The organism is Salmonella sp. NW1250, assembly GCF_051812965.1.
In the GTDB taxonomy this organism is placed as follows: domain Bacteria; phylum Pseudomonadota; class Gammaproteobacteria; order Enterobacterales; family Enterobacteriaceae; genus Salmonella; species Salmonella enterica.
The window spans coordinates 550159-574025 of the sequence record NZ_JAMNDD010000001.1 but is presented as its reverse complement, the minus strand read 5'-3'; the positions used below and the strand labels follow the sequence as shown (position 1 = coordinate 574025).

Annotated in this window: 23 protein-coding genes; 12 read left to right on the top strand and 11 right to left on the bottom strand. The window is 47.5% G+C overall.

Features of this window, described 5'->3' with window-relative positions; genetic code table 11:
• Nucleotides 1–31: 31 nt before the first annotated feature.
• Entirely contained in the window at nt 32–538 is a 507-nt protein-coding gene (gene tpx, locus NBA72_RS02895) for a thiol peroxidase (RefSeq protein WP_000084401.1), read from the bottom strand.
• 115 nt (nt 539–653) lie between these two features.
• Here tpx and ycjG point away from each other — a divergent pair, with 115 nt between their 5' ends.
• The gene (gene ycjG / locus NBA72_RS02890; RefSeq protein WP_042947153.1) at nt 654–1619 is read left to right on the top strand and encodes an L-Ala-D/L-Glu epimerase; all 966 of its coding nucleotides are present in this window, start codon (nt 654–656) and stop codon (nt 1617–1619) included.
• Here ycjG and mpaA read toward each other — a convergent pair.
• Nucleotides 1594–2322: a murein tripeptide amidase MpaA gene (mpaA, locus tag NBA72_RS02885; protein WP_000219109.1), complete on the bottom strand. Its 729-nt coding sequence runs from the start codon at nt 2320–2322 to the stop codon at nt 1594–1596. The two genes, ycjG and mpaA, sit on opposite strands and share 26 nt — an antisense overlap.
• Before the next feature lie 189 nt (nt 2323–2511).
• Between mpaA and NBA72_RS02880 the strand changes: the two genes are divergently transcribed.
• Together NBA72_RS02880 and tnpA are read left to right on the top strand one after the other, a co-directional pair.
• A complete protein-coding gene (locus NBA72_RS02880) occupies nt 2512–4125 on the top strand; it encodes a peptide ABC transporter substrate-binding protein (protein ID WP_042947155.1) in 1614 nt (537 codons plus the stop codon).
• A 220-nt stretch (nt 4126–4345) separates the two neighbouring features.
• Complete coding sequence (gene tnpA, locus NBA72_RS02875) at nt 4346–4804, top strand: IS200/IS605-like element IS200F family transposase (RefSeq protein ID WP_000502119.1); 459 nt, start codon at nt 4346–4348, stop codon at nt 4802–4804.
• Between the two features lie 251 nt (nt 4805–5055).
• Here tnpA and NBA72_RS02870 read toward each other — a convergent pair whose 3' ends face one another.
• The 7 genes from NBA72_RS02870 to NBA72_RS02840 form a co-directional block, all read right to left on the bottom strand.
• Nucleotides 5056–5400, bottom strand: a complete 345-nt coding sequence (locus NBA72_RS02870; RefSeq protein ID WP_000950636.1) for a carboxymuconolactone decarboxylase family protein — start codon at nt 5398–5400, stop codon at nt 5056–5058.
• 34 nt (nt 5401–5434) lie between these two features.
• A complete protein-coding gene (locus tag NBA72_RS02865; protein WP_000323820.1) occupies nt 5435–5716 on the bottom strand; it encodes a hypothetical protein in 282 nt (93 codons plus the stop codon).
• Nucleotides 5717–5954: 238 nt separating this feature from the next.
• Nucleotides 5955–6569 carry a Tat proofreading chaperone DmsD gene (dmsD, locus tag NBA72_RS02860; protein WP_042947157.1) on the bottom strand — a complete coding sequence of 205 codons (615 nt, stop codon included), beginning with the start codon at nt 6567–6569 and terminating at the stop codon, nt 5955–5957.
• A gap of 41 nt (nt 6570–6610) precedes the next feature.
• Complete coding sequence (locus tag NBA72_RS02855; RefSeq protein ID WP_023182219.1) at nt 6611–7468, bottom strand: dimethyl sulfoxide reductase anchor subunit family protein; 858 nt, start codon at nt 7466–7468, stop codon at nt 6611–6613.
• A 1-nt stretch (nt 7469) separates the two neighbouring features.
• Nucleotides 7470–8087 (bottom strand): DMSO/selenate family reductase complex B subunit, encoded by a 618-nt coding sequence (locus NBA72_RS02850; RefSeq protein WP_023182218.1) that lies wholly within the window; start codon nt 8085–8087, stop codon nt 7470–7472.
• Between the two features lie 10 nt (nt 8088–8097).
• A complete protein-coding gene (locus NBA72_RS02845) occupies nt 8098–10527 on the bottom strand; it encodes a DMSO/selenate family reductase complex A subunit (RefSeq protein ID WP_042947160.1) in 2430 nt (809 codons plus the stop codon).
• A 360-nt stretch (nt 10528–10887) separates the two neighbouring features.
• Complete coding sequence (locus NBA72_RS02840; RefSeq protein ID WP_001257182.1) at nt 10888–11811, bottom strand: LysR substrate-binding domain-containing protein; 924 nt, start codon at nt 11809–11811, stop codon at nt 10888–10890.
• A 324-nt stretch (nt 11812–12135) separates the two neighbouring features.
• On the opposite strand from NBA72_RS02840, the gene NBA72_RS02835 reads away from it, so the two are divergent.
• The 5 genes from NBA72_RS02835 (at nt 12136) to NBA72_RS02815 (ending at nt 18335) form a co-directional block, all read left to right on the top strand.
• Nucleotides 12136–12915 (top strand): AraC family transcriptional regulator, encoded by a 780-nt coding sequence (locus NBA72_RS02835; RefSeq protein WP_001649234.1) that lies wholly within the window; start codon nt 12136–12138, stop codon nt 12913–12915.
• A gap of 245 nt (nt 12916–13160) precedes the next feature.
• Nucleotides 13161–14348 (top strand): mandelate racemase/muconate lactonizing enzyme family protein, encoded by a 1188-nt coding sequence (locus tag NBA72_RS02830; RefSeq protein ID WP_000704980.1) that lies wholly within the window; start codon nt 13161–13163, stop codon nt 14346–14348.
• Between the two features lie 144 nt (nt 14349–14492).
• Nucleotides 14493–15797: an aromatic amino acid transport family protein gene (locus NBA72_RS02825; protein ID WP_000807034.1), complete on the top strand. Its 1305-nt coding sequence runs from the start codon at nt 14493–14495 to the stop codon at nt 15795–15797.
• Between the two features lie 179 nt (nt 15798–15976).
• Nucleotides 15977–16753, top strand: a complete 777-nt coding sequence (locus tag NBA72_RS02820; protein ID WP_001727416.1) for an SDR family NAD(P)-dependent oxidoreductase — start codon at nt 15977–15979, stop codon at nt 16751–16753.
• A gap of 379 nt (nt 16754–17132) precedes the next feature.
• The gene (locus NBA72_RS02815) at nt 17133–18335 is read left to right on the top strand and encodes an MFS transporter (protein WP_023137140.1); all 1203 of its coding nucleotides are present in this window, start codon (nt 17133–17135) and stop codon (nt 18333–18335) included.
• A gap of 457 nt (nt 18336–18792) precedes the next feature.
• On the opposite strand, the gene NBA72_RS02810 is transcribed toward NBA72_RS02815, so the two are convergent.
• Complete coding sequence (locus NBA72_RS02810) at nt 18793–19722, bottom strand: aromatic alcohol reductase (protein ID WP_000814346.1); 930 nt, start codon at nt 19720–19722, stop codon at nt 18793–18795.
• A 118-nt stretch (nt 19723–19840) separates the two neighbouring features.
• On the opposite strand from NBA72_RS02810, the gene NBA72_RS02805 reads away from it, so the two are divergent.
• Together NBA72_RS02805 and NBA72_RS02800 are read left to right on the top strand one after the other, a co-directional pair.
• Complete coding sequence (locus tag NBA72_RS02805) at nt 19841–20746, top strand: LysR family transcriptional regulator (protein ID WP_042947165.1); 906 nt, start codon at nt 19841–19843, stop codon at nt 20744–20746.
• Between the two features lie 275 nt (nt 20747–21021).
• Entirely contained in the window at nt 21022–21891 is an 870-nt protein-coding gene (locus tag NBA72_RS02800; RefSeq protein ID WP_042947167.1) for an aldo/keto reductase, read from the top strand.
• Nucleotides 21892–21981: 90 nt separating this feature from the next.
• On the opposite strand, the gene bdcA is transcribed toward NBA72_RS02800, so the two are convergent.
• Entirely contained in the window at nt 21982–22695 is a 714-nt protein-coding gene (gene bdcA / locus NBA72_RS02795; protein WP_000979084.1) for an SDR family oxidoreductase, read from the bottom strand.
• Between the two features lie 77 nt (nt 22696–22772).
• Here bdcA and NBA72_RS02790 point away from each other — a divergent pair, with 77 nt between their 5' ends.
• Both NBA72_RS02790 and NBA72_RS02785 read left to right on the top strand, forming a co-directional pair.
• Complete coding sequence (locus tag NBA72_RS02790; protein WP_000208474.1) at nt 22773–23363, top strand: TetR/AcrR family transcriptional regulator; 591 nt, start codon at nt 22773–22775, stop codon at nt 23361–23363.
• Between the two features lie 128 nt (nt 23364–23491).
• Nucleotides 23492–23728 carry a YgdI/YgdR family lipoprotein gene (locus NBA72_RS02785; protein ID WP_042947168.1) on the top strand — a complete coding sequence of 79 codons (237 nt, stop codon included), beginning with the start codon at nt 23492–23494 and terminating at the stop codon, nt 23726–23728.
• The last annotated feature ends 139 nt before the right edge of the window (nt 23729–23867 follow it).

Below are 23867 nucleotides of genomic sequence, written 5' to 3'. Positions count from 1 at the left end.
ACTGACAAACGTAGCGCCAGCAGGCGCTGGCTTATGCCTTCAGGACATTAAGCGCGGCGTCGTAATCCGGCTCGTGGGTGATTTCATCCACCAACTGGCTGAAAATAACGTTGTCGTTTTCGTCAAGCACGATGACTGCGCGCGCCGCCAAACCTTTCAGCGGGCCGTCAACGATTTCGACGCCGTAGTTTTTTAGAAACTCGTTATTACGCAGAGTGGAAAGCGTAATAACGTTGCTCAGGCCTTCCGCGCCGCAAAAACGCGACTGTGCAAAAGGCAGGTCAGCAGAAACGCACAATACGACGGTATTCTCCACTTCTGTGGCCAGTTGATTAAACTTACGAACTGATGCGGCGCATACGCCAGTATCAATGCTTGGGAAAATATTCAGCACTTTGCGTTTGCCTGCATATTGGCTGAGGGAAACGTCAGACAAATCTTTTGCGACAAGAGTAAAAGCCTGTGCTTTGCTACCAGCCTGCGGAATAACGTTGGCAACGGTGACCGGGTTACCCTGGAAATGTACAGTCTGTGACATAATTATGTTCCTATTTACTTATAGTTAACGTCGAAATCCAGTTTAAGTCATTATTCATTAACACGGCAAATACTATTTGTAGCAAGCCGCGTCCGGCGCTATCAGAGGGGAAGAGATGAGATCTGTTAAGGTATATGAGGAAACCTGGCCGTTACATACGCCTTTTGTTATTGCGCGTGGTAGCCGAAGCGAAGCGCATGTTGTCGTTGTCGAACTGGAAGAAGAGGGCGTAAAAGGCATCGGAGAATGTACGCCATATCCACGTTATGGTGAAAGTGATGCCTCGGTCATGGCGCAAATCATGAGTATTGTGCCTCAGTTGGAAAACGGGCTGACTCGCGAAGCATTGCAGAAACTGTTGCCGGCAGGCGCGGCGCGCAACGCGGTGGATAGCGCCTTATGGGATTTGCAGGCCCGCCAGCAGCAGCAAAGCCTTGCCGGGCTGCTCGGCGTGACGCTGTCCCCGGTTTTTACTACCGCGCAAACGGTAGTGATAGGCACGCCGGAACAGATGGCAGCCAGTGCGGCGGCACTATGGGAAAAAGGGGCGACGTTACTGAAAATCAAACTTGATGCTCGTCTGATTAGCGAACGTATGGTGGCGATCCGCTCGGCGGTGCCGGAGGCGACGCTCATTGTGGACGCCAATGAATCGTGGCGTCCGGAGGGGCTGGCGGCGCGTTGCCAGTTACTGGCGGATCTGAATGTCGTGATGCTGGAGCAACCGCTGCCCGCGCAGGATGACGCCGCCCTGGAAAATTTTATTCATCCGTTGCCCATCTGTGCAGATGAGAGCTGCCATACTCGCAGTAGTCTGAAAGCCCTGACGGGGCGCTACGATATGATCAACATTAAGCTGGATAAAACCGGCGGTCTGACTGAGGCGCTGGCGCTGGCAACGGAGGCGCGGGAGCAAGGATTCGGCCTGATGCTGGGCTGTATGCTCTGTACATCAAGAGCGATTAGCGCCGCGCTGCCGCTTATGCCGCAGGTGAGCTTCGCCGATCTTGATGGCCCAACATGGCTGGCGGTTGATGTTGAGCCCGCGCTACGCTTTACGACGGGTCAACTCCATCTTTAGGATGCCAGCGAAGCAGATTCGACATCGCCTGCAAGTATTTTTCGCTGGCTTCATCGGCGGAAACAGGGGGAAACTCGGCGGTAATGCAGTGCAGGTTGAGATCGGCGCACCAGCTGCCAAACGAACCGGGCGTTTCGTAACCTACGCTGGTCACCAGCGGCAACGCAAAAGCATCGGCCAGCCACTCGCCTAGCTCGCTGCGACGTGGATCTTCAATGCAGGCTAGCGGATCGTGAAAAGAGACGACCCAGGCGGGTTGGAGTCGATGAATTAACTGGCAAAGCGCCTGGGTTTCCGGTTCTGAGCCGGGATGGTCGCCGGTTAGCAGCACGACATCACGCTCTTGCGCGCGGCTATTCCAGCGATAAACTGTCTCACCCGCTTTCCAGTTGGCGGCGGGAAAGTTACGGTTTAGATCAATGCCATTCGCATTTGCCCTTAATCCCAGTTGACAGCCATCAGGATTAACGGCAAGTACGACATGATGACGGCGAAGGGTTGGATTTAAGGTGCGTAACGCACAGGAGAGCGTCACCACGGATGAGGTTTCATCCCCGTGGGTGCCAGCCAGTATCAGACCGCTTTCGCGATTGGCGGCAGGCGCCGGAAACCAGATTAGCGGCGCGCCTAGTAGCGAACGTCCATAATGTTCAGTGCCTGGCGGAAATGCGCCGCGCTCGGCACGGGGGCGGGTGACAGTCATACGCGTTTCCCGAAGCTGAGACCAGTAGGGTAATCATCGTAGTGTTGTGTAAAACCCGCCGATTATCAAATGGTTTCTATTTACCCTCTTGTATGGCGCGATATCAACTTTCTGGCGGAAGATAATTGCATTTCTTTCTGCTGAAACAAATAATTACGTTGTCATTTAACTCATCTTTGAGGAACTTCTATGAGGCATTCTGTTTCAGTAACCTGTTGTGCGCTGTTGGTTAGCAGCTTTTCCCTGGCATATGCTGCGGATGTTCCCGGCGGAACGGTACTGGCAGAGAAACAAGAACTGGTGCGTCATATCAAAGATGAGCCCGCTTCGTTAGATCCAGCGAAAGCCGTTGGGCTGCCTGAAATTCAGGTGATCCGCGATCTGTTTGAAGGGCTGGTTAACCAGAACGAAAAGGGTGAAATTATTCCTGGCGTCGCCAGCCAGTGGAAGAGCAATGATAATCGTATCTGGACGTTTACGTTGCGGGATAATGCGCAATGGGCCGATGGAACGCCGGTGACCGCCCAGGATTTTGTCTATAGCTGGCAACGCCTGGTTGATCCCAAAACGCTTTCCCCCTTCGCCTGGTTTGCCGCTCTGGCTGGCATCACTAATGCGCAAGCCATTATCGACAGTAAAGTCACGCCGGATCAGCTTGGCGTCAGTGCCGTGGACGCGCACACTTTGCGTGTTCAGCTTGACAAGCCGTTGCCCTGGTTTGCCAGTCTGACCGCCAGTTTTGCCTTTTATCCGGTCCAAAAAGCGAATGTCGAAAGCGGCAAAGACTGGATGAAGCCGGGAAAACTGATCGGCAATGGCGCGTATGTGCTTAAAGAGCGCGTGGTAAATGAAAAACTGGTGGTCGTGCCTAATACGCATTACTGGGATAACGCGAAAACGGTACTGCAAAAAGTGACATTTTTACCCATTAACCAGGAATCGGCTGCGACGAAACGTTATCTTGCCGGTGATATTGATATCACCGAATCTTTCCCTAAAAATATGTACCAGAAATTATTAAAGGATATTCCAGGGCAAGTTTATACGCCGCCGCAATTAGGGACTTATTATTATGCGTTTAACACGCAGAAAGGGCCGACGGCGGATTCCCGCGTTCGTCTGGCGCTAAGTATGACCATTGATCGCCGTTTGATGGCGGAAAAAGTCTTAGGTACCGGTGAAAAACCGGCCTGGCATTTTACACCGGATGTCACGGCAGGATTTAAGCCCGATCCTTCACCGTTTGAACAAATGAGCCAGGAAGAACTTAACGCCCAGGCGAAAACATTGCTGCGTGCAGCAGGCTACGGATCGCAGAAGCCGCTTAAATTAACTCTGCTTTACAATACCTCAGAAAACCATCAGAAAATCGCGATTGCGGTGGCGTCAATGTGGAAGAAAAATCTGGGGGTGGATGTGAAATTGCAAAACCAGGAGTGGAAAACGTATATCGACAGCCGGAATACCGGTAATTTTGATGTTATTCGCGCCTCCTGGGTGGGTGATTACAACGAACCGTCGACTTTCTTATCCTTATTAACGTCCACGCATACGGGGAATATTTCACGCTTTACTAATCCGACTTATGACAAAATCCTGACGCAAGCGACGATGGAAAATACCGCCGAAGCGCGTAACGCGGATTACAATGCAGCGGAGAAAATTTTAACGGAACAAGCGCCTATAGCGCCTATTTATCAGTATACCAATGGCCGGTTAATTAAACCGTGGGTAAAGGGATACCCCATTACTAACCCGGAAGATGTGGCCTATAGCCGTACAATGTATATCGTGAAGCACTGATGCGTACTGGTTGCCTTTTGATGAAAGGTAACCACTGCCAAACTCAGAACTGGCGCGGCTTGCAGCGCCAGTTTCTTGTCTATGGAAAACCCCCAGCTAGGCTGGGGGTTCCGGAAAGCTTTCAGCTTTAAGCCAGTTATTAAAACCCCTTTTGATTTGTTAAAACATCTTGCGGTCTGGCAACTGCAAAAGTTCAACAAGAAATCAAAAGGGGGTCCCAATGGGGGACGAAAAGAGCTTAGCGCACACCCGATGGAACTGTAAATATCACATAGTTTTCGCGCCCAAATACCGAAGACAAGCGTTCTATGGAGAGAAGCGTAGGGCAGTAGGCAGCATATTAAGAAAATTGTGTGAGTGGAAAAACGTACGAATTCTGGAAGCGGAATGTTGTGCAGATCATATTCACATGCTTCTGGAGATCCCGCCGAAGATGAGTGTGTCGAGCTTCATGGGATATCTGAAGGGTAAAAGTAGTCTGATGCTTTACGAGCAGTTTGGGGATCTAAAATTCAAATACAGGAACAGGGAGTTCTGGTGCAGAGGGTACTATGTCGATACGGTGGGTAAGAACACGGCGAAGATACAGGACTACATAAAACACCAGCTTGAAGAGGATAAAATGGGTGAGCAACTATCGATCCCTTATCCGGGCAGCCCGTTTACGGGCCGTAAGTAACGAAGTTTGATGCAAATGTCAGATCGTATGCGCCTGTTAGGGCGCGGCTGGTAAGAGAGCCTTACAGGCGCATCAGAAAAACCTCCGGCTATGCCGGAGGATATTTATTCTTCTGACCATCTCCTGCTAAAGTTGAAACTGTACTTTCCTGACAGTATTACTGGCGTATTCAAGGAAAAACGGTTGCACTAAATTACGGATAGTACCATCCATTTCCCCTAAAATGGCGGTAGCTTAGAGCAGAGATACCGTTATTTATTCGGCAGGTTGTCGTACACATCCAGTGCGCGTGCTGTGTAGGTGAGGGCTGCCCCAGTGTTCATTTTTATAGCCACGGACAATGCTTCAGAAATCTCTTCCCGGGTTGCGCCATGTTTCACGGCCGCATCGACGTGTACTGCCAGACAACCATCGCAACGGGTAGTAACCGCCACGGCCAGCGCAATCAATTCCTGTGTTTTGGGATCCAGATGCCCATTTTCTAAAGTCCCCTTGTCCATTTGCTGAAAGCCTTTCATGAACTCCGGCTGCAATGTGGCAAATTTACCAATGGCAGCCAGCAGGCCACTACGATACTCATTCCAGTTTGAAAGCATATCTGTTCCTGTTTTATATTAGAGGATTGTGTATTCAGATCACATAATAAATGCGAATATCTGGTGCCTGGTTCAGAAAAGGCTTCAATTCTTCCACAACGTCTTTTGTAAATAATTCACTGGTAAGATACGCCTGCGCTTGAGCAGTAGTTTCAAAGCCATGTAAAACTTGCACGTCTTCATCCCGAATAAGCAATTCTTTTGAGGTCGCTCCGGCAATAGTATTTAAAAATGGCGCTTTATATTTTTGATAAACATTTGCTGCGGCAGGGCGGTTGTGGTTGCTGATATTCAGGGTGATTTGTAAGTAAGCCATAGTATTCTCCTTCAAAAGGGACCGAGATAAGCAAAGTATTCACAGTCATTGACGAATGACAGTAAGGGAATTATCAACATGACCGTCTGATCTAACAAATCACATATTCTTGTGTGGCGGAGAAGATTTTCTATGTTGTGTATTGTCCTGACGAGGACTTAATTCATCTGGGTGAGTCTGGAATATGGAGGCCTCATTAGAATATTTGTTTTGAATAAAGCCCCCTGTATAGGCAATATTAGCGGTGGAGAGGTAGGTTTTTAGTATTGATTGATAACATGGTTTGCCACTTTGCCAGTGTTAAACTCGCCAGTTTTCCCAAAGCCAGATAAAAAGGATGTCCGGCATTCTCAATGAACACCCCGAGGAAACGGGATGACCATGGGAACAGATGCCATGCCAGTAACTGTTCACATTCGCTGTGTCGATGCTGCTCTGCAAGCCAGGCCGCCATCAGTAATAAAGAACCAAAGTGATCTTCTGGCTCATTTTGCTGCATCTCGAACTGAATACTGTTCTCCCGCATCCACTGGCGCAGCGCCAGTGTGGATTCACCAAATAAAACGTTCTCACGATCCAGCCAGACGGAGCCCCATGGCGGTGACGGTAAGGCATAAGGCCCGATAAATAAACGCTGAAAGGACTCAGTAAGAGAGTCATCGCCGCCACTTTTAAACATTCTTGCCAGTTGAGACAACTCCTCCGACGGCAGCGGCCATTGTGTTTGCCAGTCATCAGATGTGAATGCTGAAACCAGCGGAGAGGCTTCAGCACTCTCTGGCGCAAAGTAAAAGAGGGCGCCCAGTACGCGTGCCGTCATGGAAAAATTGTCACATTGTGTGAAATCAGTCATAAAACCATTCCGTAAAGTGCGGGTTCCCCCGCACTAATTTGTTAACCTGCCACTGCCATACCGACAGTCATATGTAGCCCATAAAACAGGCCGCGGCCTAAAATTTCGCCGCCAAGCACCAGGATAAGACCCAGTAGTAACCCAACGATATGTGGCTCTTTGCGACGTACCAATGGGCAGATCCAGCAGCCCAGGCCGATGACAAGAAGTGCCACACGGCAGACCTGCAATACAGCATAATCCGGTATCAGACTGCTGGCCTGCTGTACTGAGCTATGAATGCTGGCCAGAGCCATACCCTGTAACGCGATGACAGCAATACAGACCAATAGAGCAAGTAAGCTGATGCTGGAAAATATCGTGCTGTTAAAGGGGACTCTGGATGCCTGGAACAGGAGTGCGGCAAACAGTGGGCCGCCGAGGAATGCAGTCAGGAAAAAGGCGAGAGTCGTATAGCCAGTATACCAGGTGGGGACGGTTTCAATCTGATAAACGCGGGTCATCGCCAGGATGAAGATGATACCGAGCACCATACTGATCAGCAGCCAGAGTTTACCAAGCGTTTCTGGCATTTTCCCCAGAACGGCCACCAGCCACCAGAAACCGCCGACAGCGAAAAAGATCGACCCTGCGGCAATTTCATTACTTAATCCGGACGCGCCGACGCGGTTGAGCGAGTTGAACGCCCGCATGGGTGAACCCAGATGCATGATTGACGCCAGAAAGCCCAGCCCCATCACCACCCAAAGAAAAAACATACCGCGTACAATACGCTGCCTGGCGGGCGGATCGTTTTTTTCCGCCAGCCAACCAAGTCCGCTGACAACCAGCGCACCCGCGACACACTGTCCCAGTACCGTAAACAGTACCAGCGGCCATTCATGCCATCCATTTCCCATTTTACACCTCCTTCGGATTGGCCAGATAGCCAGTGGTATCGCCACACGGACGTGCATTGGCATTGGGTTTAATCACTATGCTCGGTTTGGTGAAGTGCGCACCCGGCAATGGCGCTACCGCCGCCAGATCGCCATGTTTTTTGCGCAGCTCGTCGATAGGACCAAAGTCCAGCGCGCGCAGCGGACAGGATTCGACGCAGATAGGTTTTTTGCCTTCCGCCACCCGGTCGTAACAGCCGTCGCACTTGGTCATATGACCTTTGGCCGCGTTGTACTGTGGCGCGCCATATGGACAGGCCATATGGCAATAGCGACAGCCAATACAGACCTCCTCATTCACCACGACAAAACCATCTTCCCTTTTGTGCATTGCTCCGCTCGGACAGACTTTGGTACATGCCGGGTCGGCACAATGGTTGCACGAAATGGAGAGATAATAGGCAAAGACATTCTGATGCCAGACGCCGTTATTCTCCTGCCAGTCACCACCCGCATACTCATAAATGCGGCGGAAGCTGACATCCGGGGTCAAATCTTTGTAGTCTTTGCAGGCCAGTTCGCAGGTTTTACAACCGGTGCAACGGCTGGAATCAATAAAAAATCCATACTGGGTTGTCATCGGTTACTCCTTATACCTTTTCGACCTGAACGAGATTACTGTGCGAAGGATTAGCTTTTGCCAGCGGTGAAGTGCGATGTGTTGTCAGAATGTTAATTGAGCCACCGTGGTCGACTTTGTCACCAAACATATCGGCATTCAGCCACATTCCCTCGCCCATAGCAGTAACGCCAGGCATGATACGAGGTGTGACTTTTGCGGGAATCAACGTCTGGCCATACTGATTAAATACCCGAACGGTGTCTCCGTTTTTGATTCCGCGATCCCGGGCATCAATAGGGTTTATCCAAATCTCCTGTCGGCAGGCCTGTTTCAGAACATCAATATTGCCGTAGCTGGAATGCACGCGGCCTTTAAAGTGGAACCCGGTCATTTGCAATGGATACTCGCGACGGGCTGGATCTTCCCAGCCATTAAAGCCTGGAGTGTAAATGGGTAAAGGATCGATGACTTCATCAGGCTTCAGTTCCCATGTTTTTGCGATATTGGCCAGTCGTTCAGAATAGATTTCTATTTTTCCCGATGGTGTTTTAAGGGGATTGGCAATAGGGTTTTTGCGAAAATCCTTATATGCGACAACATGCTCATCCGGACATTTAAGTTTATAAATACCTGCCGTTTTCATCTCTTCATAATCCGGCATATCGGGATGACGTTCTTTCGTTTTGGCGCAAAGATATTGAACCCATTCATGTTGTGTACGGCCTTCGGTAAAAGTCTGGTAAACATCAGGTCCAAGACGTTTTGCTATTTCACTCATTGTCCAGTAAATAGGCTTGCGTTCAAATTTTGGCGATGTTGATGGTTGTCCCAGAATAACATATGCCATATTCCCGGCCTCTTCATGCGGGATAAGATCTTCCTGCTCAGTAGGCATCAGGTCAGGGAGTAAAATATCGCTATATTTTGCTGAGGCAGTCATGAAATGGTCAATGCAGACAATCATTTCGCACTTATTTTCATCCTGCAAAATATCATGTGTGCGACTAATATTGCTGTTCTGATTTATCAGCGTGTTGCTGGCGTAGCACCACATGAATTTTATTGGCACATCCAGTTTGTCTTTACCTCGTACGCCATCACGAGTAGAGGTCATTTCAGTTCCGCGCTCAATAGCTTCGGTCCAGGTAAAGGAGGATATTTCAGTTTTAACAGGATTTTTTAGAGGGGAAAACATTTCAACACCGAGATCAAAGGTGCCTTCTCGATCGCCAGAGTTGCCGCCAGAAATACCGACATTGCCGGTCAAAATGGCGAGCATTGCAATGGCTCTTGACGTTTGTTCTCCGTTTGATTGACGCTGTGGCCCCCAGCCCTGGCAAATATAGGCTGGTTTCGCCTGGCCGATCTCACGCGCCAGCTTAATAATTTTGTCTGTCGGAATACCTGTGATTTGAGCTGCCCACTCAGGTGTTTTTGCTATACCATCCGGACCGTCGCCGAGTATATAAGCTTTATAATGACCATTTTTTGGTGCGCTTGCTGGTAACGTAACCTCGTCATAGCCTACACAATATTTATCAAGAAAAGGTTTATCGACCATATCTTCGGTGATGAGAACCCAGGCAAGTGCTGCAGCTAAGGCGGCGTCCGTTCCAGGACGAATGGGTAACCATTCATCTTCTCGTCCGGCTGCGGTATCGTTGTAGCGAGGATCGATAACGATCATCCGCGCATTGGAGCGTTCGCGCGCTTGTTCAACATAATAGGTAACACCACCGCCGCTCATACGTGTTTCGGCTGGATTGTTTCCGAACATTACAACCAATTTAGTATTAGCGATATCATCCGGGCTGTTTCCGCTTCTGCCACCATAGAGATAATTCATGCCCGCTGTGATTTGTGCAGTACTATAGGTACCGTAACGACCTAAAAAGCCACCGCAGGAATTCATCAGGCGGAAGGGCATTGATGATTTAGTAATATTTCCGCCAGCGACACCTGTGGCGTAAATAACATGTACTGCTTCATTGCCATAGTTTGCAATAATTCGTTTCAGATTATCCGCGATAGTATCCAGTGCTTCATCCCAGGATATCCGCTCAAATTTACCTTCACCACGCTTACCAACGCGTTTCATGGGATATTTCAATCGATCAGGATGATTCATACGACGACGAATGGAGCGTCCACGAAGGCAGGCCCGGACCTGATGGTTTCCGTACTCATCGTTGCCTGTGGTATCAGATTCTACCCAATAAACAGAATCATCTTTTACATGCAATCGAAGCAGGCAGCGACTTCCACAGTTTACTGTGCAGGAACTCCAGACGGCCTTATCTTCGACGATAGCGGTTTTGTTCGCGGCTTGACTTGTGAAACTGAATGGTAATGATAATCCTCCCACTGCGGCCATTAGTCCTGTTGTTGCCCCAGCCTGAATTAGCTTTCTCCGGGAGACAGGAACTTCGATTAACCGTTCTTCCTCGCAACGATTCATTACGTTCACCTGTTATTATGATATTGTTTAAAAAGCATACAAAAATAGCCAGTGTTAAAATATGAATATTCATTTTTGTGTAATAATGAATGATATTAATTAACATTAGGCTGGCTTTTATATAATATATATGAGTTAAGGGCGAAGAAAGTTTGAGCTATTTACCTGACGGGTAAAATTCAAATTTTTCTCTATTCTGAAAACGAACCCTTTACTTCATTGTGGGTATTATCGAAGTGGATAATGGCACGGGCAAGGGAGATAAACTTTAGTAGCAGTAAAGATTTTCTATCTTAAGTGTATGAAAAATAGCCTTTGATGGCTTTAGTCACTAAAATTAAAAGGATGACCTCCTGAAATTCAGGAGGTTGGGCTATTTTTAATCAAAATATCATTAATTAACCAGTCATGAAAAACTTTTACTTCAGGACGCATCACTGCTTTTTGTGGTGTAACAATGTAATAGGACCATGTTAGCGGCCAGCGTATATTTGGATGAAGTTGTATCAGTTGTCCTGTGGCAATTAACTGTTCAACCAGCGCACGGCGGACAATTGCTACACCCTGGCCGCTAAGCGTAGCCATAATAACCGCTGAGGTAGAGTTAATATGCAATCCTGTATAACGCGTAGCTGGAGCTTGCGTTGCGGCTAAGACTTCTTCCCATGAAGGAAAATTTGCACCAGGGTGCAGGGTATCATCATGGATGAGTTTTTGTTCTGCCAGCCATTCGCCGCACGTAATTTTCTCAGGCGGTACAATGCGTGGGCTGCATACCAGAACAGCTTCCTCATCCATTAACCATGTCTTATTTACTCCCGACCAGTCTCCTTTGCCACAACGAACACCAATATCTGCCTCTCCGTGAGCCACATCCATGAGTTTTTCCGTCACATTCAGGCGTAGCTCGATATTTTGATGCGTTTCGGAAAAACGATTTAATTTTTCCATTAACCAGTTCATCACCAGAACTTGTGAGGCCGTGAGAATGACGACGGATCGAGCCTGACGACCGCGCAGTTTATTAAGTCCTGACTCAAGGCTATCGAGCCCTTGAGTGATCTCTTTTAGCGCATCCTGAGCCTCAGTCACGAGCGTGAGCCTTTCTTTACCAGAACGTGTACGGTGTAAAAGGGGGTGGCCTACCCAGTCTTCAAGTGCCCGAACCAGTTGTCCTACGGCTGCCGGGGTGACGCCTAGCTCTTTGGCTGCACCTGTGAAGCTACCATGACGCGCAGTTGCTTCAAAAGCGTGCAGCCATTTCAAGCGATTAAGCGAACGCATTTTATTCTCCATCTCATACAATGGAACTAGTATACGTGATCGAGATAGATTTTCTTCCTCAATTTTCAATGTAAATACTCATGCGGAACCGGATAAACGTTGTTTTGCTTATCTTGAATAAGATAATAAGCTGATGATTTATTTCTTTGTTTATGATGATTTTTTCTGGCATCAGTGATGCCGATACAAAAATCTCTTTAGCGTGTTTTTTTTGCTCCGTCAAGGAATTTATTCTATTTGATGTTGAAATATTTTTTCATTGGTGTTCATTCATTAACAGTGACAGTATATTTAATGTAATAATTTTATATTTTAGGCGATATTATGGAATGGACTTCACTGAATATAGCGCACCATATCACCGCTCCGAATCCGTTAGCCATACGGAAAGAATTTATACCTGCAGCTCATTGTTTTCCTGAACATAAGCATAAATGGCATCAGGTCGTTTATGCAACAGCAGGTGATTTAATGGTTAAAACAATTGAACAATCATTTTTGATTTCACCGAAATTACAGGCTGTCTGGTTGCCTGCGGGAACTCAACATCAGGTTGGCTCATCACAAGGGGCTTATTTTAATAGCTTATGGATAGCTAACGATGCTCATAATCAATTTGACATGTCGGAACCTACCATTTTTGATGTTTCCCCATTCCTTAAGGCGCTTATCTTAGAAATATCAGACAGAAGAATAAATGATGAAGTTTATATAGAGAAACTAATACAGTTAATTTTATACCATCTGGGAAATGTTCGTAGCGCTCAATTTATTTTACCCTGGCCTCAAAATCGATCATTGGTAAAAATATGTGAATCATTATGCGAAAACCCGTCGGATACACGATCACAGGAAGAATGGTGCCATGAACTGGGAATGTCGGGGCGTACATTATCAAGACGTTTTACTATCGAAACAGGAATGAGTTTACGTTCCTGGAAAAAACGCCTGCGATTAATGAAAGCTATTGAGTTACTCGACTGTGGTAAAGGAGTAACAGAAATAGCTATAGACTTAGGATATAGCTCGAGTTCTGCATTTGTTTATGCATTTCATCTTACTATGGGACATGCTCCTCTGGATTATATGAAGAGAAGGTATTAGTTTTATTTTATAAATGTGACTTACCTCACTCACTGAATAAGTATGTTAATTTTTATATTTTTCGCTGTAACATAAATGGCGGCTACTCTACATCATTTGTCTTTTTTTAGAAATGACAAACTAGCTATCAGGCGTATAGAATTTTTCGGTACCAAATAATATATAAATGAAAGAACTTAGTAATAACAAAAGTCAGGGCGATAAATTCGGCCAGATGAAAAAATTTATCTAAAGGAGTTTTTAGAGTGAAGATTACGAAGATAGAAACACTTGAAATTGATCTGTCCGGGCAAAATGGACTTGATTTGTGGCGACCAATTTACGTGCGAATACATACCGATGAAGGAATCTCTGGTATGGGGGAAGCGAGCCTTGCTTATGGTACGGCATCAGAGGCTATTGCTCCGATGATTCGTATACTTGCTGAACGTTTTCTTCTGGGACAGGACCCTAATGATACTGAAACGCTATGGGAAATCATGCGACAGCGTTCATTTTGGGCCTTAGGGGGAGGCCCCGTGATATTTGGGGCTATGAGCGCTTTGGATGCAGCACTTTGGGATATAAAAGGCAGAGCCGCAGGCTTATCGGTTCATCGCCTGCTGGGAGCAAAAACACCAGCACCTTTGCGTTGCTATGCGAGCCAGCTTCATTTTGGTTGGACCGATGAATCATTGATGCTTAACGATCCTGCTGAATTTCGAGAAACAGCACAAATTGCGCGAGCTGAAGGCTATGATTGCGTGAAGCTTTGTCCTGTTTATGTTGATGCTAATGGGGAACGTATTCGTAAACGGGGAGTGTTTACTCCAGCCGAACGCAAACTGGCGCGTTCTCGTATGGAGGCGGTCCGTGAAGGAATTGGTGAGGAGTGTGACATCATTATCGAATGGAATTCACTTACTTCAACCTCCGGAGCGTTACAGCTAGCCGATTACTTTTCTGATTTAAATATTTTGTTCATGGAAGAACCTACCCACTACAATAGTCCAGAGGCGCAAATAAAAGTCTCCAGGGAGTCATCCATTCCTGTTGCAACAGGGGAGCGATTATATACCCGATGGGGATTCCTGCCGTATCTACAACAAGGTGCCATCGACATGATTCAACCTGATATTGGCCTGGTTGGTGGTATCACAGAAGGTATGAAGATTGCTCATTTGGCACATGCCTTTGACGTCGGGGTTCAGGCGCATAATTGTGGTTCGCCACTTGCTATCGCGATGGCATTACAATTTGAAGCAGCTATTCCAAATTTTGAGATCCATGAGCACCACTCTTTTAATCTTAAATCTTGTAACCGGGAGTTGTTTGAAGAAGATTTACAGCCAGTAAATGGAAAAATTGCTGTTCCTGTAACACCCGGTTTTGGTATGACACTTAGAAAAGATGCTGAAAAACGGATGAATATAGTAACTATCTGTGAAAAATAATTATTGGTGAAATGAATTCTACTAACTAAATAGTATGGGGGAAATAGATCTGACAGCAGAATCTTTTCTTCCCATATGATCTAAGTAATAAGATCTAATATAAAGCTTTGCCTACTGAACATCTGTCATGGAGTTTATCAATAAATGAAACAAGAAATGGCATTAGACAATGTTAAGGAAAATGTTGGAAAAAATAAAATCCCATTTACTTCTTATGATGTCGGTTGGGTAATAATGTGTATCGGCATGGCAATTGGCTCCGGAATTGTATTTATGCCATTGCAAATGAGTGTTAAAGGTTTTTGGGCAACTGCGATTGCATTACTTATTACATATCCTATAGTTTATCTATTAACAAAATTGTATATTACCTCTCTTTCAGAAACGAAACAGACAGATTATGCGGGGACTATAACGCAATATTTAGGGAGAAACTGGGGGGCTTTTTTGAGCTTCCTCTATTTTTTTACAATATTGAAGGGGATGCTGGGTTATGCGGCTACTATAACTAATGATACTTCCAGTTATTTGCAGCGTTTTGGTGTTACTCAACATTCACTATCCGATACGTTATGGTTTCCTCTGGTATTGTTGGTAGCAATGGTTCTGGTTGCCTCCCGTGGGGAACGTTTGCTCTTTAAAATTTCCGGGCCATTTATTGTATTTAAACTCATGATTATAATTGTGTTAGGTGCATTGATGGTCCCTTATTGGAACATGAATAATGTCAGCATGGCAAGCCCTGACAGTTTAATTGATTTAATGAGAGATGTTTTGGTTTCTCTCCCTTTTGCATTATTTTCGATTGTATTTATTCAGGTTCTTAATCCAATGAATATTGCATTCAGGAAAATTGAATCAGACCCTAAAGTCGCAACATTTCGCGCTCTCAGGGCAAGTCGGATAGCATATATTATCCTTGTTGTGTCTGTTCTTTTTTTTGCGTTTTCATTTATGTTTTCAACCACCCCGGAACAAGCAAAGATGGGGATTTCTCAAAATACATCAGCGCTGGCGCTGATGGCAAAGATTATCCCTGAAAACACTGGCGGATTTATACCAGTACTTTCGGTTTTACTAAGCATTTCTGCTATTTTAACTTCTTTTTTTGGTATTTATCTCGGTTTTTACGATGCATTATCAGGAATTATTATTAATATTGCAGACCGCTTCATTGTACGTGGTAAGAAATTTAATAATTTTCTCCCTTATTTAGTTACACTTACTGCGATCGTGCTTCTTTGGGGATGGGTTGTTGCCGATGTGTCTACAATGGCATTACTCCAATGGACTGTGGGAACCTTTGGATTAGTTTCTTGCCTTATTCCGTGCTATCTGATCTGGCGAGTGCCATCTTTACAAAAATATAAATCCCCTGCGGTAATTTTCGTATCACTAATGGGCTTTATGCTGGTGGTATCGCCATTATTTAAACTCCTTGAAAAATAAAGGTTTTACAAGTCATTAAACGGTATAACATCTAAGAGAGAATCTGGCTCTTAGATGTTGCTAATTGCGAGATAGATTTTCTTTAGCGGCCAGCAAAATCTTCTGATTCGTCAGTCCTCGTCGTTGAAGCCATCATTAGTTCACATAAAAGCAGTAATCAATTATTTAAGAGGTTAACGATGAGCGCATTATTTACAGGTAAAAAATTGTTAGTAGTAGGTGGTACCAGCGGTATGGGTTTCGAAACAGCGAAACGGGTATTGAAAAATGGTGGTAGCGTGGTGCTGATTGGCAATCGCCAGGACAAAGCAGAGCAAGCCCGTCAGGCTCTGGCGACAGAAGGTCAGGTTGCCATTATTGTTGCCGATTTGATGACAGAAGAAGGAATGAAACATGTGCTGGATACCATCAATGCGGAGCATAAAGACGTTAGCTTGCTGGTGAATGCGGCTGGCGTGTTCTTCCCAAAACCGTTTACCGAGCACGAACCTTCCGATTACGACATGTATATGAGCATTAACCGTGCCACTTTCTTCATTACCCGTGATGTTGTGCGCAATATGGTTAAGGCAGGTATTAAGGGATCTATCGTCAATATTGGCTCTATGTGGGCACGGCAAGCTATAGGCGCTACACCGTCTTCAGCTTACTCCATGGCAAAAGCGGGTCTTCATGCATTGACTAAAAATCTGGCGATTGAGTTGGGCAGTAACGGGATTCGTGTGAACGCAGTTTCTCCTGCGGTCGTACATACACCGATTTACGAAGGTTTTATCCCTAAAGACGATGTGAAGGATGTAATGAACAGCTTTGATAGCTTCCATCCGATTGGTCGTGTGGGGACACCGGTTGATATAGCTGAAACGGTAGCATTCCTGCTGTCTGACAAGACAGGCTGGGTTAGTGGCGCGATTTGGGATATCGACGGTGGTGTGATGGCTGGTCGTAACGCCTGATAACAAGGCCGCACGCGGACAACCGTGTGTGGTTATTAGGGAGCAGATTCAATCCTGTTCACATTATGTCATTGATGCGGATGAACCAGAAGTGTTGGGCGGAGGAAGCATGATAAATTTATTCACATGTTGCCAATCATACGCAGAAAATAACACTAACAAGATTAAGTACGTTATTCGTGTCTGTGGAAATATCCATTAGTTTGAAGAGAGCCATTACTGGGTTATTAATGCCTCACTAAATAGATGGTTTGTGACACAAAACATAACATTGAAGGCGATTTAATTCCGAGCTGGGGCAAAGACGCACTTTACAGGCTAAAAGCAGGAAAGGAACGCTATCAAATTGTACTCGCCATGAATCAGGATAATTTAACTAATGACATTGGAACACACGCTGCCAGTAGCTGCGCAGAATAATAATATCATTCGCTTATCTTTAGCTCAGGCGCTTGCCGGGGCTAACTCTGTAGTCTTCTACGCCACCGGTGCCATTGTTGGTAATGCCATAGCTCCCAGTGGTGCTCTGTCCACACTCCCCATCACTATATTTGTCCTGGGCATGGCCGCCTGCATTCTTCCTTTTGGCGCACTGGCGAAAAAAAAGGGACGTAAAGCCGCATTTATGGTCGGGACGGGGGCCGGAGTGATTACTGGCTTGATTGCTGCCCTTGCGGTTTTTATTGGTTCATTTTTGCTATTTTGTCTTGCCGCTTTCCTGGGAGGGGCTTACGCTGCAGTGGCACTTAGTTTTCGCTTTGCTGCAACGGATGGAGTGACATCCGAAAGGCGAGCGCGTGCATTATCCCTGGTAATGGGGGGCGGTGTGGTAGCTGGTGTCATTGGGCCAATGCTGGTGACGGGAACAATGAATCTTCTGCCACCACACACATTTGTTATTACCTTTATAGCTCAGGCTCTGGTAGCAACCATTTCAGCCTTCATTCTTAAGGGCGTAATTCCTGCCGAGCCAGCCGTGGCAGCCAAATCAGGAGGGCGTTCTCTGAAGGAAATTGTTCGGCAGCCGGGTTTCCTGAAGACCGTGTTTAGCGGCGCGGTTGCGTATATGGTGATGAATTTCCTGATGACCGCCGCTCCCCTTTCAATGCATATGCATGGAATTTCTCAACAAGCCTCCAATCTGGGTATTCAATGGCACGTTATTGCTATGTATGGGCCTGGATTCTTCACCGGTAGGTTAATTAACCGTTTCGGCGCGCTGCGGATTTCCGCAACTGGATTGCTTATTACGGCAGGTTCTGTTCTTGCCGGGCTCAGCGGAACAGATATCTTCCACTACTGGCTCTCTTTGATATTACTGGGAGTTGGCTGGAATTTTGGCTTTACCGGCGCTTCAGCGAAGATCATTGATTATCATCGCCCCGAAGAGAAGACTCAGGTGCAGTCCCTGAATGATTTTGTGGTATTTGGCGTAATGATTGTCGGGTCGTTTTCATCCGGTGCGTTGCTGAATCTTTATGGCTGGAATGCCGTATTATGGGGGTCACTTATCCCTGTTGGCATTGCATTTCTGTGTATCTTAAAAAGGAGTCACAAGACAGTTGTCGTAAAGCATGAGTAATATTTACCTCAGTGTCAGGAAGGTAACCGGTGTAAGTTATGGCAAAATAAGAGGAACGACACCCGCAATCGCAATTCAAGCTGTGGCTTTTTAGTGTTTATCTCTGGGGTGATGAGAACAAGAGAGCACTTTAATATCATTCTTTCCTTTATTCTTGAGGGCGCATTCAGTTTTGGGCCGGAACCGGAAGCTATTCGTGACGCTATCTCTATGGATTAAAGCGTTTTGTTAAAAGCATCGTTAGATCACAAAACGGAAAACTATTTTCCCTACGGTAAAAATGTCGGCATCAGTTTTTGCAGATAAGAAAAAAGCATTATCAGACATGGTGTTACAGCAGGAGCACATAACCAGGTACTGATGCGTACTGGTTTCTTGTTAACGTAAGGTAGCCATGCCCGCCGCCTGATGCTGGCAGAAGGCATGGGGATTAAGCGAGCGCCTGATGCCGCCGTTCTCATTGCTGTGTTTTCAGCCAGGCGGCAATATCCTGTGTCGGCAGATGATGTTGTGCATTCCAGGTGTCACTCATCGGCCACCACATACCGTCACCACGCGCGAAGGCGACGCGATAGCGCAGCATTGGGTCATGCGGATGTAAACGGAGTTGCTCCTGTAAGTCAGGTAGCGTCAATACACCTCGGGTAAAGTTTTGCTGCGTCACGCGTTCGACCGTTTCCGCCAGTTTTGCATAAGAGGTCGTTTCCCCCGCAACAAAGACGACTTCGTTAGTGATACGCGGCTGATGCAGATAAATTTCAGTGGTCAGGCGACCAATATCCGCAGGCGACGTGACGGTGACCTGCCTTTCCCATCCGCCGAGGGCATTGATGGTTTTTTTGGCTAAGTTGACCACACCAAAGGCCGGTTCGAAGAGAAAAGAGGTAAATATACCTGTTGAAACAATCACCCACTCCGTGACGTTTTGCTCGCGCAAAAGCGTCCTGACGTCATATTGTTCGTCCCACACCGGCTGGCCGCTGCCTTTGCCGACCACATCGTAATTTACGCCAAACTGCCAGGGGAAATAGCGCTTAACGCCCGCCTCCAGTACCGCGCGGGTGATTTTTATCTGGGTACCCGCACCGGCGACAAACCCCATACAATTGATGATCGTATCAAAACCGTGGAATTGATCTTTTAACGCTGCAACCGAACTGTCTGCGATGTCGACCGGGATAAACCGCGCACCGGCATCCGCCAGTTGTTGATGAATGCTGGAACGTCGTTTGCTCTGTTTATCCCTGGATCGCCCTGACACAATAACGCAAACGGAACCATTACGCTGTGTGACCGCCGGAACCAACGACGCCAGCACTGACGCCCCCAGTTGTCCCGCGCCCAGCACCAATACTTTTTCACCCACCTGATTATTGGATTGTTTCATTTGCACCTCTCTGTGTTGATTCACCTGTAGATAGAGATTACGTCAGGGATCTGCGTTCGATAAGACGCCGAAGACGGGTTAGACTGTTCTGATAAATGGGATAATTGGCGGGGGGAAAATGGACAAGCTGGAAGCGATGCAGGTCTATGTTTGCGTAGTGGATACCCATAGTTTTATCAGAGCCGCCGAAGTGCTGGGCGTGCCGCGCTCAACGGTATCGCGGGTGGTTAAAGAACTGGAATCCTGGCTTAGGATTCAGCTTTTGCAACGTACAACCCGCAAACTTAGCGTGACCGCAGAGGGGCGGCGTTACTACGAAGAGTGCAAAAGAGTGCTGGCAGATATCGCGGCCATGGAGTCGTCATTTCCCGGCCGGGCGGCACAACCCAAAGGGCGTTTTAAAGTGGGGATGCCGCAATCTCTCGCCCGGCATTGCATTATTCCTACGCTCCCGGCCTTTTTGCGCCAGTATCCGGAGCTGGAGCTGATACTTTGTTCCAGCGATAGCGTGGAGGATATTATCCTTCAAGGGTATGACTGCGTGATTCGGGCCGGCAGGATCGATGATTCCACCACGCTGGTTGCCCGTCCGCTCGCCAGTTTTAACTGGGTGATAGCAGCATCGCCCACTTACATTGAGCGTTACGGTAGCCCTGAAAATTTAGATGATCTGCAAAAACACCATGCGGTCGGCTACCTGAACCACCGCACCGGGCGTACCACCGACTGGTTTTTTACGCGTGAGGGGGAGGATTACGCGATGCGGGTGCAGGAGACGCTGGTTGTCGATGATACGGACGCTTATATTCAGGCCGGAATACAGGGGCTGGGGTTAATTCGCGTCGCCAGCTATCTGGTTGCGCCGTATCTGCACAGCGGGGCGCTGGTGACCTGCATGGACAACCCTTCTTATGATTTGCCGCTTGCGCTGGTCTATCCGCAAAACAGGTTTCTGCCGCCTGCGGTACGCGCTTTTTATGACTGGTGCAAAACGGCGCTGAGCCAGTCGGAGCCTCTTCGCTAAAAAATATTATTCCGGATATCGCATTGCCTGTTCAGAAAACTTTTCCACAGACGGTCAAAATGACGGTACTGGTTTTGACACATAAGAAAAGTCATTATCAAACAGGGTGCTACACGGCGAGTATATAGCAAGCACTGAACGTTTGGATGCAATAAAAAATCTGTACAACTGTTATTAATGAACTTTTTGTATAAATATAATCGGATTTAACAATACTCATTGTACCTGTATTTTGCTCTTATCATGGCGTCTTTACGACGAAAGGGTGCTTTAGCGTGGAATATTCAATATTAAGTAACAACCTTAAAATGCCTATGGTGGGTTTTGGCGTTTTTAAGGTAACCGACAAAGAAGAATGTCAGCAGTTAGTGTTAAGCGCTATTCGCAGCGGTTATCGCCTTATCGATACCGCTGCGGTATACGGCAATGAAGATGCCGTTGGTGACGCTGTTCGTGAAGCCATCGCGACAGGTCTGTGTACCCGTGAGGAGTTATTTATTACTTCTAAACTGTGGGTGCAAGATATGGCTAACTACGATCTGGCCAAAGCAGGTATTGAAGCGTCGCTGAAAAAATCCGGGTTAGATTATTTTGATCTCTATTTATTGCATCAGGCAATGGGCGATTATTTTAGCGCGTGGCGCGCGCTGGAAGACGCTTATGAAGCCGGTAAACTAAAAGCCATTGGCGTGTCCAACTTCTATGCGCATGTGTTAGCCAACTTCTGTGAAACCGTCAGAATTACGCCAATGGTAAACCAGGTCGAATTGCATCCATACTTTGCACAACCCGCCGCGCTGGAAACCATGAAGCATTATAACGTTCAGCCTGAAGCGTGGGCGCCGTTAGGCGGCGGGAGACATAAACCGTATGAAAATGTCATGCTTCAAAGGATTGCCGATGCCCATCAAAAAACCATCGCGCAGGTTGTCCTGCGTTGGAACGTGCAGCGTGGCGTCACGGTTATTCCTAAATCCACTCGACAGGAACGCATTGAAGAGAACTTTGCCATCTGGGATTTCTCACTAACGGATAATGAAATGGCTCAAATCAACGCCCTTGATTTAGGCTACGTTGGCGAAGCGGTGAAGCATTTTAATCCTGAATTTGTTCGCGGTTGTCTTGGCGTTAAAATCCACGATTGATCCCGGCGCTTGCGGATGTTTTCTCGCATGAACAGCTTCTAACACGGTTGCCGGAGCGTAGACGGCAACCGTGTGATATTCGCCTGGCCGTCAGGCTCCGAAGGCACCATCGATGGTGTGCATCGCGCCAGTGACGAAAGAAGCTTCCGGACCGGCAAGCCATGCAACCATTCCAGCCACTTCTTCAGGTCTTCCGTGTCGTTTGATCGCCATGAAACTGTGCATCAGCTCTTTCATGGGGCCATCTTCCGGATTGATGTCGGTATCAATGGGGCCTGGCTGCACCACATTTATCGTAATCCCGCGGGGGCCAAAATCACGGGCCAGGCCGCGCGCCAGCCCTTGCAGGGCTGATTTACTGGCGGCGTACGCGGCCATTCCCGGTACGGGCATCCGATCGCCATTCACGGAACCGATAATAATAATGCGTCCACCTTCCGGCATGTTGCGGGCTGCTTCGACTGACGCATGGTAAGGCGCATGGATATTAATACGGAACAAACGATCTATCGCATCGCTATCTTGTTCCAGCGCATCGCCGAAGAGAGCCACGCCCGCATTGACGACCAGAATATCCAGTGGTCCGTACTCACGCACGAGGCTGATAACGGCATCCCGATCGGCGCTATCCGTCTGGATGGCGGTGCTTCCGGTTTCCGCTGCCAGTTTTTCGGCGGCTTCACGCGATCCGGCGTAGCTGAAAACGACCGATGCGCCGTCAGCGCTAAAGCGTCGTACAATAGCCGCGCCGATACCACGACTTCCCCCTAAAACCAGTACAGATTTGTTGCGAAATAGCATCATCAGGATGTCCTTTATGATATTGTAGTAGTCACTACAATATGCGTAATGAAATCATGCCGTCAAGGAGTTATGTAGTAATGACTACAAAACATAGCCGAACGCCGGGTCGCCCTCGCCAGTTCGATCCGGAGCAAGCCATTGAAACCGCTCAACACTTATTTCATTCGCGCGGCTACGACGCGGTGAGCGTAGCGGATCTGACAAAAGCGTTCGGGATCAATCCTCCCAGTTTTTATGCGGCGTTTGGCAGCAAGCTGGGGCTGTATACTCGCGTATTAAAGCGTTACAGGATGACCGACGCGATTCCACTCGGGGCGCTTCTGCGTCACGATCGCCCGACCGCGAAGTGCCTTATCGATGTGCTGATGGAAGCGGCAAGACGTTACGCTGCCGATCCTGATGCCACTGGGTGTCTGGTTCTGGAGGGCGCTCATTGTAACGATAAACCGGCACGAGAGGCCGCCTGCGAGTTTTACATCGCTGCTGAAAACCTGATTCGCACTTATGTCGCCATGCGGTATCCGCAAGAGGCTGACCGGACGACGGACTTTATGGGGACGCTAATGGCGGGACTTTCCGCCAAGGCGCGAGCGGGGTATAGCCTGGAGCGTCTTCAGGAGAGCGTGCTTCTGGCTGGGGATGTGCTGGAGCGATTACTGCCGGATTAACGCAGCGCATCAAAAAACCTGAGCCAATCAGATACGGGCAAACAGAGAGCAATAGCCCTAATCATCCATCTTGCCGTTGCGGTATTCGGTAAAGTACATCAAAAATAGAGGTGTCAGGGAAACGAGAAATGCAAAAATGTAGTCTTATTACGGTACTTAGCTTATCAGTGTTGATGCTAGCCGGATGTACAACGACCTATACCATGATGACCCGGACGGGAGAGATTATTGAAACGCAGGGTAAGCCGGAGGTTGACACCGCAACCGGAATGACGAAATACGCTGATGCTTATGGTTATCATCGCGTCATTAAAACCAGTGAAATAGTGCAGACGACAGAAGGCGCATCGAAGCTGGACTGGTAATGCGCTAAAGCAGTTGGGAGGCCGTGTCCAGTATGGGTACCGGACGGTTTCTGGGCCAGAATTGAATAGAGCGCCTGTATAGCCGAATTCCGGGTATCGGCTTGATTTGTGTTGTCAGTTATTTGGTTGTTCCCTGTAT